The organism is Flavobacterium sp. HTF, assembly GCF_003105115.1.
Classification (GTDB): domain Bacteria; phylum Bacteroidota; class Bacteroidia; order Flavobacteriales; family Flavobacteriaceae; genus Flavobacterium.
Map to the genome: position 1 here is coordinate 73,371 of NZ_QETH01000013.1, position 13,966 is coordinate 87,336.

The 13,966-nt window shown below is 32.4% G+C and carries 10 protein-coding genes; 5 read left to right on the plus strand and 5 right to left on the minus strand.

All coding sequences use genetic code 11. The annotated features are described in order from the left end of the window. Positions 1–127 precede the first annotated feature (127 nt). The 5 genes from DCO46_RS06360 to DCO46_RS06380 all read left to right on the plus strand — a co-directional run bounded on the left by DCO46_RS06360 (position 128) and on the right by DCO46_RS06380 (position 4,020). Positions 128–1,156, plus strand: coding sequence for a sensor histidine kinase (locus DCO46_RS06360; RefSeq protein WP_116751729.1), 1,029 nt, complete (start codon positions 128–130; stop codon positions 1,154–1,156). Further along, on the plus strand, positions 1,153–1,845 hold the full coding sequence (locus DCO46_RS06365) for a LytR/AlgR family response regulator transcription factor (protein WP_116751730.1): 693 nt from the start codon (positions 1,153–1,155) through the stop codon (positions 1,843–1,845). Before DCO46_RS06360 ends, DCO46_RS06365 begins: the two co-directional genes overlap by 4 nt. Before the next feature lie 77 nt (positions 1,846–1,922). After that, a complete protein-coding gene (locus DCO46_RS06370; protein WP_116751731.1) occupies positions 1,923–2,519 on the plus strand; it encodes a TetR/AcrR family transcriptional regulator in 597 nt (198 codons plus the stop codon). 6 nt (positions 2,520–2,525) lie between these two features. Then, the gene (locus tag DCO46_RS06375) at positions 2,526–2,753 is read left to right on the plus strand and encodes a hypothetical protein (RefSeq protein ID WP_116751732.1); all 228 of its coding nucleotides are present in this window, start codon (positions 2,526–2,528) and stop codon (positions 2,751–2,753) included. A gap of 19 nt (positions 2,754–2,772) precedes the next feature. Continuing rightward, on the plus strand, positions 2,773–4,020 hold the full coding sequence (locus DCO46_RS06380) for an MFS transporter (protein WP_116751733.1): 1,248 nt from the start codon (positions 2,773–2,775) through the stop codon (positions 4,018–4,020). Between the two features lie 262 nt (positions 4,021–4,282). Here the strand turns inward: DCO46_RS06380 and DCO46_RS06385 are convergent, their stop codons facing one another. The 5 genes from DCO46_RS06385 to DCO46_RS06405 form a co-directional block, all read right to left on the minus strand. Further along, complete coding sequence (locus DCO46_RS06385) at positions 4,283–4,552, minus strand: hypothetical protein (RefSeq protein WP_116751734.1); 270 nt, start codon at positions 4,550–4,552, stop codon at positions 4,283–4,285. A 441-nt stretch (positions 4,553–4,993) separates the two neighbouring features. Beyond that, on the minus strand, positions 4,994–5,284 hold the full coding sequence (locus DCO46_RS06390) for a DUF5958 family protein (RefSeq protein ID WP_243416266.1): 291 nt from the start codon (positions 5,282–5,284) through the stop codon (positions 4,994–4,996). Between the two features lie 96 nt (positions 5,285–5,380). Continuing rightward, entirely contained in the window at positions 5,381–5,590 is a 210-nt protein-coding gene (locus DCO46_RS06395) for a hypothetical protein (protein ID WP_116751735.1), read from the minus strand. Next, positions 5,587–9,270: a DUF6443 domain-containing protein gene (locus DCO46_RS06400; protein ID WP_116751736.1), complete on the minus strand. Its 3,684-nt coding sequence runs from the start codon at positions 9,268–9,270 to the stop codon at positions 5,587–5,589. Before DCO46_RS06400 ends, DCO46_RS06395 begins: the two co-directional genes overlap by 4 nt. Positions 9,271–9,301: 31 nt before the next feature. Beyond that, complete coding sequence (locus tag DCO46_RS06405; protein WP_116751737.1) at positions 9,302–13,912, minus strand: hypothetical protein; 4,611 nt, start codon at positions 13,910–13,912, stop codon at positions 9,302–9,304. Positions 13,913–13,966 lie beyond the last annotated feature (54 nt).

The following is a 13,966-nucleotide window of genomic DNA, read 5'->3' on the forward strand; positions in this document are numbered from 1 at the left end:
GACAGGACAAAACTATTGTATCCAACAAATGCATTTTTTTGCCTTTGACTAGTGGTCGTGATTTGTTGACCAACGGTCAGCCGATGCGATAGAAAATAAATTAATTTTGCAGTTTAACTTCGCAATTATGTTTACTATCAAAAGAGCAAATCTACTTTTCTGGACTTTTCTGTTCCTCATTGTCCTGCTGCAATTATCACTGTCCACAAGTCCTGCTTTTAGCTTTCCGGTTGCCTTTATACATGCTGTTATTCTCATATTGACTTTGAGGGTACATGTCTATTTTCTTAATCTTCTGATCAAAAAATATATTTACACACACAACACTGCAGATTTTGTGTTTTCAGCACTATCAATCAGTTTACTGACCTCGATTTTGCTTACCGCCGAAAGCTATTTTATTACAATTATCATGTTATCTTCGAGTGTTCTTCATGATAATGACATTATTTCTTTATTCTGTGGAATGCTGCTGGTAAGCATCCTGATTTCGGGAATGAGTTATTCAATCGAATTATTTAAACAGAATATTGCTTCAGCCAAAAGACATCAGGAATTACGAAATAGTGTTCTGGAAATGGAGATTGATCATTTAAGAACGCAGCTTAGCCCGCATTTTACGTTTAATATTCTCAATAACCTGCAATTTCTTATTCGTAAAGATCAGGACGAAGCTTTGGAACTTTTATCGAGGTACAGCAAGATATTACGCTATTATGTATATGAATCCCAAAACAAATGGATCAGGTTAGATGATGAAGTTTCTTTTCTGAAACATTATTTTGAATTAGAAAAAGACCGTTCCGGTGAAGATCTTGAAATTTCGTGTCAGTGGGATATTCCTGAAAACACACTTCTGATAATTCCGTTTTTGTTGTCCACTTTTGTAGAAAATGCCTTTAAACATGTTTCCTCTTTTACAGATAAAAAAAATTACATACAGCTTCATGTTTTTCTAAAAGATGAAAATCAATTGGTTTTAAACATAAAAAATTCAGCGGAATCACATGTACAAAGCCCCAAAAAAGAAGGAGTCGGTTTAAAATATGTAAAGAAAAGACTAGAGCTGTCTTATCATAATAATTATGAATTAGAACTGACTCAAAATACCGATTCTTATACTGTTCAGCTAATATTAAATCTAACCAACGTATGAAATGTATCGTAATTGATGATGAAAGAATCGCCAGGGAAGGTTTGGATTCCTTTATCAAAGAGTTTGATTTTTTAAGTAATGTTGGTGTTTTTTCCAATGCACACCTCGCACTCGAAAAACTAAAAAACGAAGCTGTTGACCTGATTTTTTTAGACATAGAAATGCCACTTCTAAATGGGCTGGAATTTGCCAAACTTATTGCTGACAAGCCTTCGATGATAATTTTTACGACAGCTTATTCCGAATATGCGCTAAAAGGATACAAAGTCAATGCGGTTGATTATTTGTTAAAGCCAATTTTTTTTGAAGATTTTAAAGCGGCTGTTTTCAAAGCAAAAAAGATGTACGACCTGATGTATCAGCAGGAACTGATTTCAAAACCTATGTATTTTAAAGAAAACGGTATTACCATAAAAGTACAGCCGTCGCAGATTTTGTATATCAAAAGCATGCAGAATTACATCGAAATTTATTCGGAAAACAGCAAAAAAATCATCATCCATCAGACTTTAAAAAGCATAATGGATGAACTTTCTGAGAATAACTTCTTGCAGATTCACCGTTCTTATATTGTGAATACCAAATATGTAACGCATCTGGAAGGGTTCACTTTAAGAATAAGAGAGACAAGTCTGCCGATTGCAAGAAACAGAAAAAACAGCATAATGGAGTGGTTTAAAAACGATTAAAAAGTTTTTTTAAATAAAATAATAAATAAAAGAATGTTCATTCATTTATTATTTTATCTTTGTCAAAAAATAATGGCATGAGAATACGTGATATTGACAAGGAAAAACTGGTTATAGAAAAGGCAATCGATCAGATTGTCCGGGACGGATTTCAGGGTTTCAGTATGAACAAGCTTGCAAAGGCCTGTAATATCTCGGTAGCAACATTATATATTTACTATAAAGACAAGGATGATTTAATTCAGAAAATCGGAGCCAGCGTAGCTCTTGAATTTTTTTCGAGTACGATTAAAAACTTTTCTCCAGATATGTCTTTTGAAGAAGGATTGTGGATACAATGGGTAAACAGGGCTGAATTTACCATGAAATATCCTAAGAACGTTGCTTTCTTTGAGATTATCAAACACTCGCCACACGGGGAAATAATATTAAATTCTACTACAAAATTTTCAGATTTCAGGATGATTATGAAACAATTTATAGAGAAGAGTCTGTATAATAATGAGCTAAGCAGCATGTCATTTGAAGTTTTTTGGGCCGTTGCTTACGGACCATTATATACGTTATTAAACTTTCATACTGAGGGTAAGAGTATGGGAGGGAAGCCGTTTTCACTTACCGATACAATGATGAAAGAAGCTTTTGATGCCACAATAAAAGCTTTAAAACCATGAAAAATTATGGAACCAAATTTAAATACCATACATATTTTTAAAACCAATATTAAAAAAACAGAGCCGGGTTGTGTGATGCACGAAACGCTTGACAGTCACAATGCTATACAACAATGGAGTATCGATCATGAAGACGTGGATTGTGTATTGCGCGTAGTTTCAGAAACGCTTCAGCCCAAGGCAATTATAAAAATCATCAATGATCTTGGCCACGAATGCCAGGAATTGAATTAACCAAGACAACCAAATTAAAATGGAAAATACTACAGTAGAAAGCACTGCTTTTACTTCAAAACAAATCATAATCATTGCCATTCTGGCGCTTTTACAATTTACCGTTATACTCGATTTTGTTATTATCTCTCCGTTGGGAGATGTATTAATGAAAACATTGGACATGACAACAGCCAAATTCGGATTCACCGTTTCTGCTTATGCCTTCAGTGCCGGAATTTCGGGATTGCTGGCCGCGGGTTTTGCGGATAAATTTGACCGAAAAAAACTGCTGATTTTCTTTTACGCCGGATTTATTATCGGTACTGTTTTTTGCGCGTTTGCTATAGATTACACAACATTGCTTTTTGCAAGAATCTTTACCGGCCTTTTTGGAGGTGTAATTGGTTCAGTTTCACTTGCTATTGTTACCGATTTATTTGTGATTAAACAAAGAGGACGCGTTATGGGTTTCATACAAATGGCATATGCAACAAGTCAGATTTTAGGAATTCCGCTTGGTTTGTATTGTGCAAATCATTGGGGCTGGCATTCTTCTTTTATCATGATTGCGGTTTTGGGCGTATTGATTCTAATTGCAGTTCTGACTCAGATGCAGCCGATTACGAAGCATTTGGAATTGCAATCAAACAAAAGTCCGTTTCTTCATCTTTGGCACACCATAAGCAACAAAAATTACCAAATCGGCTTTGCATCTATTGCTTTGCTTTCGGTTGGAGGTTTTATGTTACAACCGTTCGGAAGCGCTTTTTTGGTAAACAACATTCATATTAGTCAGCTTGAATTGCCAATGGTGTTTTTCTTTACAGGACTTTCGGTACTTTTTATAATGCCGATAATTGGAAAATTAAGTGATAAAGTAAATAAGTTCTGGCTGTTTACCGGAGGATCAATACTTTCTGTAATTATGATTGTAATTTATACCAATCTTGATCCTATTCCGCTATGGCAAATTGTTGTCATTAACATGATATTATTCATGGGAATTATGAGCCGTATGGTTCCTGCCACAACCTTAAATACCGGAATTCCGGAAATGAAAGATCGTGGAGCATACATGTCTGTCACATCATCATTACAGCAAATCGCCGGCGGAATCGCAGCTGTTTGTGCCGGTTTTATTGTTCACCAAAAAACAAAAACATCACCCTTAGAAAACTATGATATTTTGGGATATGTAATTGCTGTGATTACACTTTGTTCAATTGTATTGATGTGGAGAGTAAGCCAGTTAGTGAAATCTAAAAATGAAACTTCTGTGAAGTAGGGGATAATATAATGTAAAAAAGGCGGTCTTTGGACCGTCTTTTTTTGTTTTAATATAAGATTTACTTTGTTTTAAGCTATTTCAGGACTGACAGAAAAAGTCGGAGACTTTTGAGACGTTTTGTGTTCATATGATGCAAAAAAATTGCGCAAAGTCAGAGACATTTGCGCAGCTTTTCATAAGAACTCTTCGGAGCGGGGGTATTACTATTGCTCATTTTTACTAATAATAATTCTATTTTAGCATGTTAGAAATATAAATCTCATATCAATAATTGAAACCCCTGACTGTCACTTTTACCCCGATCTAAAATAATTATTGATTTATTTTTAAATCTTGGCATTATATTATTAAAATTTGATTCCAAAAAATTTATTGAGGTTGATGTAAATCCGACATCATCTATAATCAATACTTTATTAGCTTCACTATCTAATAATAATTTAAGCAGTACAATATGCAATTTACCTAGCAAGTCATCTAATCTCAAGTCTAATTCTAAACTTTTAAAAACATTTATAAGTTCGTCCACTTCCTTCTTTTGAATTTTTTCAAAAAAAGGAATAATTTTAATTGAGTGATTTAAATTTAAAATTAATTAAAGTCACATCTTCATTATTAAAAGAAAAATTTTCTAATACATTTTTACCCACGACTTGAAATGTACCTAATTTAATATCATTCATACTATTTGACTGGTAATTTATAAATTTTTACACCGTATTGTGCTGGATTTGCAACTGTGAACCTTCCACTATTTACTACAGTTTCTGCATATGTAAAATTGCCTGTTTCAATACCATAGCGTGATGGATTCTGTTTGTATTAATCTATAAATTTCCACAATTTTCTATTATAGTTTTCACTTTTTCGTCATCAGATAAATCCCAGTACCACCATTTGTATATGTCTTTTTTTCTGTTTCAAATCTTTTCATATAAGCTATTTTAAATAAGCTTAAAAGTAATATTAGCTATTTATTGAGTTCATTTTCTGGAAGATTTAGCAATCTTTTTAAGTTATGAGTCCCAACTCCTTTCTGGATTATTACACAAGGTGTATATGTTCTTATTAATTTACTGTTTTCAATAGCTGGTACTATATCTTCATCCTGAGCTTTAGATTGTAAGATAAAAAAAAGTAAATCATATAAATATTTCTTTTTATCATCGTGACTAAATGAATTAAATACAAATATCAAATCTTCAATATCTACAACACTTTGGCCATATTTGTTAAGTAATATTTCGTTTTCTATTTCCATTTCCTTGTTTTAATTATTTACGAGGATTAATTGTTTATCTAGAATTATATTTCAAATTGCACCACTTTGAAACACTACGAATTTTTATCGCTATTATTATAACTGTAACAATTTTTTTCTCGCTTCTTCAAATATTTCAATTAGCTCTTTTAAGTTAAACTTAATTGTATCATTTATATAAAATTCAATATCAATTTCTTCTGCTTCATGACTTAACTCTGCTATAAGTATATTTTCACACCAAATTTCTGCTACAAGATTATCCTTATCAGGTACGCTTGCAATTTCTATATTAAATTTTTTCATTGTACTTCTATAAAACCTATAAATTTTTTACCGTCTGAACTAAACCTAGCACCTTGCCCAGTTGGAAGTCGATATTCCAAAATTTTTCCAAATTTAGCATGATGTCTTACATTCTTTATTACATTTGGGTTAGTAATTATCGTTGTTAGAACTTCCTCTCCAGCTGAATTAACTGCTGCTCTACTGCCAACAACTTTTGGAAAGAAGCTTCCCTCTCTTCCTCCATGTTTCATAAGAGCTCTCCCTGCCGAGCTATACCCTCCTTTACTAATAATATTTCCAGCTTTTATTAAATCATCAATTCCTACACCTTTAACAAGATTACTAAGAAACTTTAAAAGCGAAAATCCTCCTTGTATATCAGCTCCTTCACTTAAAAAACTACCAAATGCATGCGCTCTATTTTCATAACGTCTTAAATCCATTAATTCGTCATCTAAATAATATAAAGTATGTCCATCTTCATCTTTTCCTGATGTAAGATGATTGCCTAGTCCAATATTAAACAGATTAGTTTCTCCTAGTATAGAGGCTGTATTTTCAGCTTGTTTATAATATGTAGCCCAATCTTCTTTAGTCTTACAACTTGGACAATTACCTTGACTAAGTGCATCTTCTACGGAAGCTTCTTTATTATCCTGAGTCCTGTAACCACCTTCGTCCCAATCATAATAAATATAGGCTGTTTGTGATGCTTCAGCCTTCATTCCATCTGGATCAATAAAATATACGGGATTATTAAGAGCATATGTATAAGGACTAAATCTACGAGATTTCTCAGACAATGGGTCCACATTCATCCAACGACCTAAGGCTGGGTCATAATTACGTGCTCCATAATCGTAGAAGTTAAGCCCTAGCTCGTCTTGGAGCTCCTTGCCGTTGTACTTATACTTATTCTCAAAACCAGTTTTAACTATATTATAACCTTCCTGTTTTAAACCAAAGGGATAGAAATTATTCTCTTCCTTAATAACCAGAGTCTTATCGTAAATCAATCGGATGTTACCCAAATGATCTTTGTATTGGTAAATATATTTATAAGAACTTCCTGTAACCTCAACATACCCTTCCGCAGTTGGAAAAAACTTTAATACATTATTATCGTACTGATAGCCTTCCAGATAATCTGTATTAATGTTTGGTTTTCCTGTTTCACTTATAATCTTTTGTACTTTTTCTCCAGATGCATTGTAAAGATATGCAATGTTACCTACTGTTCCAAAAGTTATTAGGGTTGGCAGGTTTAGATAATTGTATTTGATAGCGGTTATATTTTTGTTATTGTCTTTGATCATATTACCGTTGGCATCATAACTGTAATCATCTACCGTGTTAGCAGCGCTGTCTACAAAACCGCCTGCCTTATAAGCCGCATTGGCATTGTCAACCACTTTTATAAGCTGGTTTGACGAATTATTTAGATAACTATAACCCAAATCATCTATAAGGGCAAAACCGGATCCGTTTAAGCCATTACGTTTTAACGTCTGAATATTTCCATTTTTATCATAAGTGATTGCTTCATTATAGGTGTTTGCCAATGTAGTTCCATTTTTGAACACAGCATCCTTTAATCGGTTTAGGTTGTCATATCGATAGCCATAGGATTTTATTATTCCATTGTCTGAATTGGTTGCCCAATACGTCTCTGAAATGTTACCATTATACAAAGGGATAACATTACTGATTCCAGAATTAGCAGCATTGTAATTAATCTTAAAAGCAAATAAATCTTTAGGATCTCCTGTTTTTGCTAGTGAGTTTATATCATTAATTCCTGTTAGCCATCCTCTTATATTGTAATTAAAATTTACTTTTTGTATGCTGGTCCCTGTTCCGCCTACACCTTTTTCATTTAATTGCCCAATATTATCATAAGAATTAGTCGAAATGGTTTCTTGTGCTAAATTATTGATTTTGTGTTTATTCGTAATTAGCCTTCCCATATGATCATACGTGAAAGTTTCTATCTCATTAATATCTGTATTGCCAGCTTTTTTGTGGCTTAATGTAGTTTCTAAAACCTTGCCGGCAAAATCAAGTTGTGACTTTAATGTGGTTACAACCGACTGATAGTTATTGTTATTATAATTATAAATTAATCTTCCTTTTTTGTCGTAATAATTTACATACGTAATCCATTTATCTGTATCTAAAACACGCACTTTGTTGCAAGTAGTGAGACCTTTAGGAGTTGTAACGGGAGTAAGTCCGTAAGATGTTGCAGTTGTACCTCCATCCAAATTAATATTAAGATAGTCATCATAATAATTTATGGTTAATAAATCTATATCGACAGTAGGAAATGCCAGATTTGAATAGTAAACATCAGTTGTTTTAATCTTTATACTGGTAGCCTTTTTATTTTCAAATAGTACAGTGCTTTTGTCAGCTAATTTTTGTACCAGGCTTCTTGTCTTGTCAGTTGTATTTATATATTCTCCAGTATAAACGGGTCTGCTAAAAGGATCATATTTGGTAAAAAGCCATTTGTTCAACGTTCTCAGGTTTGCATCTTGTGTTAGTATTGGCCTGTTTAATTTATCATAAACTATAAATTCCCAGTCTTTTCCAGGTAGTTTTTTCTCAACTAATCTGTTTTTTGTATCATACTTGTATTGGTAACACAATTCTTTTAAAACTAAACTAGTTACAGAACCTTCAGCCGTAGGAGGTAAGACATAGGTCAAATTTCCATAAGTGTCATATATATAGTAGGTGTCATGTTTTACTTCCGATTGTGAAGTGTTTGCATAATCAGAATAAGTACGTTTCAGAATAACCTGGCCTTCCTTGTTTTTAAATTCTTCGACAGTGTTGTTTTTTCCGCTTACCCAGTTTTCATCTTTCGTTATAGTTTTATATAATTGATTGTCTGAATAATTAATTGTTGATGCAACAGTTGGTACATAAACCCCATCAGAATTTAATACTGTTGTTACAACGAAGAATTTCACATTATCAGTAGCTGTTGCAGTATTAGTCTGATAGTCCATTTTTATTTCATGTCCTTTACCTAATGCCCAATCTTTTCCGGGAGCGGCTTGTAATAGAATACGATTTAAAGGTGAATTGTCAAACTTTTTTTGAGAAAACGGATTTGGAAGAGCATTGTCAATATCCTGCGGATAGTTTAATTTATAGTAAGCATTGATTCTGGTTTCTGCATCTGTGCTATTTCTGTATGAACCTATTGAGCCAACATTATCCATATAAGGAAGAAAATCTTTTTCTTGTCTTCCGGCATTGTCATATGTAATGTGAGTAACTATATCATTTTTATTTGGAGAACCTTTTATTGCAATGTTTTGCATTGGCCTGCCTAAACCATCATAATACGAAATATTTTCTATAACATCAGAGTTACTAACAATATCTTCGCCTGATATTAGATTCGTCTGATATTTGCGTGAAAGAATGAAATTTTCATTACTAATTGCAGAAATTGGTATGTAAGCGTCAGGTACAATTTTAGCTGTAAATGTACTGCCGGATTTTATAAGAGTATTTGGGCTAAGCACAATACTTTGCGTTGCAATAAGAGTTTCATTTCCTGTTACGTTATAAGGAGTATTAATACTCCCTTTTACTATCGTAGCCGGAACCTGAGCTGTGGCATATATACTGAATAGCAACAAAATAAATTGGATGCTGTATCGTTTAGTTTTTTTCATCATAATTATGATTAATATTTTTAAATCTTACAAGTTATGGTTCGATTGAGTCGAGAAAATCTACCTGATAGTTCAGATTGTCTGTATTAGATAGCCCTTGCTGAAATGTTATGATCTCACTTTCAAAAGTCAGGGCCGAGGCAACAGTATCAAATCTTTTTGTTGCTATACAAATCAATTTCCCTCTTTTTCCGTTCAAAGATGGCGGTATAAAGAAGAGATCTTTAGATTCCAGTGTTCTGATTAATGGGATTTGCTGCCCGGTAGTTTCCATTTTTAAATACCAATTAAAAGTATAGTTACGACTGTCAGCTACTTTTTGAATTACTGATGCACTATTAAATTTATAGCCTCCTTTAGTTACATAAAAATTAGTATAGTATTCCAACATGTAAGGAAAAGTTATAAAAGAAGGAAAAGCATGAGGAGTAAAAGTACCTTCATTATGAATTCCTCCTATTGGTCTTGGAAAATCAAACAGAGGATGCAAACTTGGTTTAGTAAGGCCAGTCCAGGTAAAAGTTGTTGGAAGAAATGCTGGTACAGGTATTTCGTACATTTTAAAATTATCTACAAATATTTTAAAATCAGGAGTATTCACAGTACCATTATCTATTAACCATGGAGCATCATTCCAATATCCAGGATCTGCAGGTACATTTCCAGAATTATTACCAACACCATACCCTGAAGTTTTGCTGCATACATCTCCTGAATAAAAATCATAAGGACTTAATTTATATAAAGCAGGCACGTTATCATAATCATTTAGTCCGCTTTTGAACTTGGTCAAGTTACTTTTTACAGTATAAATAACAGTATTTCTAGGCGGATCCTGATGGTTATTGTAACCAGAAGTTATTTTTGCAGAACAAATTATTCGCCCATAAATACCATCTAAACATTTTGGTATAAAAAAGATATTGTTATATTCCTGAACTTTTGGTAATTCTATTTTTTTTCCATCAATTTCCATCCACCAGGTCAGCTCTACGACCCTGTCCGGACCAAGAAATTTAGGATTATTTAATCCTGAAAGATTAAAACTATATCCCGATCTTTCTGCAAAGTAATTACAGGTATATTCTCCAATAGGATATGGAAGAGGTAATTGTGTATATTCTACAGCTAATGGATAATAACCGGGTGTGTAATGCACACCTGTCTGAGCTGGATTTGGAAAGTATAATTTGTCATGAAGGCTTAAAATGTTTCTGCCTTTGTATTCAGCACCATCAGGCAATTTATCTTCCCAGCTTACTCCTCTGCCACAAGCTACAGGTACTTTATATGGTTTATAGTCACCAATTGTAACCTGCAAATCGGTATCGTAAACAGAATTATCAACTTCTACCGGAGGTATAGCGCCCTTTTGACAATCATTAACAGCCCCTGTATAACCATAGCAATATTCCTCAATAATATTTTGATCCTGATCTTTAATTTTTTTAAGACGATTCAAATCATCATATTCGTAAGAAATAGAATTGCCTTGTTGATCTACTATAACAGAAATCCCTGTTAAAGGTTTATAGATGTAAGACGTAACCATTGCATTACTTAAACTGGTTCTAATCTTTTGAATCTCATTTTTTAATTTATCTTCATCATAATTTTGTAAATATTCCAGATTTTCAGAGCTTTTCTTACCTAATGAAGTCATAACTTCCGAATAGGTAGCATTTTCTATTTTTGCAATTGGTTTTGAATAGTTATACCCCCATAGATATACTGTGTGTATATCATCTTTTTTAGAGGATTCTATTGAATTACCAAATTTGTCATAATCATGAAATTGAATTTTTTCTTCAAATGGATTTGTAACAGTCTGTTGTCCTTTGACTGTTTGTACTGATTTTGGAAGAATTAAATTTTTCCCTCCTCTTGTGAAAGTGTCATATATTATTTCCTGGCTGTTGAGCTCTTCTGAACTTTGATCAATTTTTCTCAGGTTTTTTATTAATATTGGCTCTGCTATACGATTTGCGTTTGTCAAACTGACCATCAAAGGAGTAGTGAAGTCATGAGGATAACTTGTCTGTGTGATTAAAGAATTCGTATCTCCAGATTGATTAACAATATTTTCTATTGATTTTGGTAACTGATACTTTAAATCATAAACAGTAGTAGTAATATTTTCAACTTTGTTTTGACTGAATTTCGTAACTGTTTTTGTTTCATTGACTAGGTTTCTGCTTGAATAAACAGATGGATAAAAAGCAAAATCAGGCTGAATTGGCTCTGTATCATTTACCTCTCCCGGGAATATATCTTTTCTTGAAATTCCGACCTTATCTTTAATTTGATCAAAAGTATCATATTGATAGCTGTTTTTAGTTTCTTCTACTAAATTATTACCTTTATCGTACTTTCTGATAGATTTTAGTTTGCCTATTAATAATTCTGTATTGTTTGTTGTAGGAAACCTCCACCCATTGTTTAACCCAAATTCAATTTTATTTTTATCAAAATTTTTATAAGTAAACAAAGGTTTTTCTACTGGAAAATCTTTTCTTGTAGAAAATATTTTTTCAACATAGCCATTATCAGCATTTTCTTTAATTAAAACTCTCGAATATCCTACGTTAGATCCCTCCACAATATCAAAATCAGTTCTTGAATTAGTAAATGTGTGAAGTATTAACCCACTTTGAAGCGAAAAACTTGATATTCCCAAATAAGTAGTTGCCAATTGTTCGCTATATGCATGAGCAATTCCTAGTGTAGGCAAGTTGTTTAATATTCCCGAAGAATTACCGTTCGTATCTAAATAATTATATTTTTTTACTTGTAATGCCCCTTTAGTATCAACTAATTTATGAATGGAAATTCTTAGTCCTCCGGATTTAACATTTTGTCCGGTTAATGTAGAATAAAAATCATTTAATTCATATTCAAATTCTTCTTTTCCTCCGGTCGGATATTGCACTTTCGTTAACACACCAGATTTTGTATAAGACAGTGAAGGTTTTAATGATCTTCCTGCTGTAACAAAGCTATCTGAAAAAATAGGAAAAGGAGATATTGAAAAATCTTGTTGATTAGGTTTATAATATAGTTCAGGAGGAGGAATCAGACACATTCTACAGCTGATAGAGGTAATATTGTTATATTCACTTGATACGGGACCATTAGCATATCCTAAATAATCGGTGATGCCCGACCCTCTTTCAGGAAGTCTAATATCGTCATTATAAAAAAAGCGGTATGGTGGTATTGCAGTATTATTTTTGCCTATTTCCTGCACTGTTAAAAGACGAAGTCTTTTGCAAGTAGGTTCCGAACAATTATTGTTAGAAATCATGTAATCATATTCTAACTTTATAGTTTTTATAATATTTGTATTTAAATCCTTTACGATAATTTTTGATAATGCATAATCTCCAGGTAAATCTTTTCGTGGTTCTTCATATTTAAATTCTACACTTCCTTCAGCATAATTTATTTTACTTATTCTGTTTAAATTAGGATATCTGATTTCTGTAGAACTTAAATTTTGTGTTAGTTGATTACCATTTATATTCGTTATCTCAAAATCAGCAGTTTTTCTGTATTCCGGATAATTTATTGCATATGTTTCATATGTAAATGTAACTTCATTACCCTTAAAATCTTTTATAGAGCTCAGTTTGTAAGCCATTATTTCTTGTGATGTAAGATCCCTACTTGATCCTATTGTCTTATAAGGTTGCAGGATTTCTCTATTCACATATTGATTTACATCTAATTGATCAAAAACATATTGAGTTCCATTTATATTGGTAACTTCAATTTTTGTAACACCTTGTATTTTTCGTGGTAATCCACCATCATAATATTTTAAGTGGCTTTCAAATCCATTATCTCTAAATTCTGGAAAAAATGGGATTACAGATGTTTGGCCTATTGTTGTTGTAATTTTATTACCCTGAAATGCAATTTCCATTACTGATTTATCTTTTTTATGAGTAAAAGACGTATTTAGACCAGGTGCATTTACATAGAATAGATCTGGAGATAAATCTTTTTTGTTAGTTGGATACTCCATTTGATCTAATGTATAAATTTTATCAATAGTAGAATTTATATCATAATATTTATTTAAAGAAATGTTTGCATTTTGCATTAGCCAACCAACTTCTTTAAGTTTCATTCCTAATACATCATTAGTACCAAGAGCAGAAAATTTTAGTAGAGGATTATTAGGAATGTAAGGTAGAGTCCCCTCCACAGTAACTTTAAAGTCTTCTATACCTTTTATTACTTTAGTTACAACACCGCCTGCATTTAAGGACCAGTTTTGCCCAACGTTAGATGCTGTTTCATCTACTTTAATACCGGTAGAAGAATAATTTAATTCAATTGGGATATTAATTTGCCCTACCTGTATTTGATATATTGGCACATTAATACTTGATGTTCCTGTATATTCACCAACATTTGAAAAATTTACTTGTTTGAAACCTCCACTGTTAGGAGTTCCAATTTTTGGAGTGAAGATCTCACTGTAAAGTAAATTATTTATCTGTGATGACTGACCATTAGATTCATCTCCAATCGATGTTTGATTAATAGGCAGAGCAGGATTACTTCCTCCGGAAGTTTGAGTTTGCGCTACGATATTGAAAGAGCAGAAAAGCACAAACAAATAGTAATAGTTTTTCATGATTGTATTATGTTTTTTTAAGAAAATTACGATAAATTTTTAATAAATTTATTA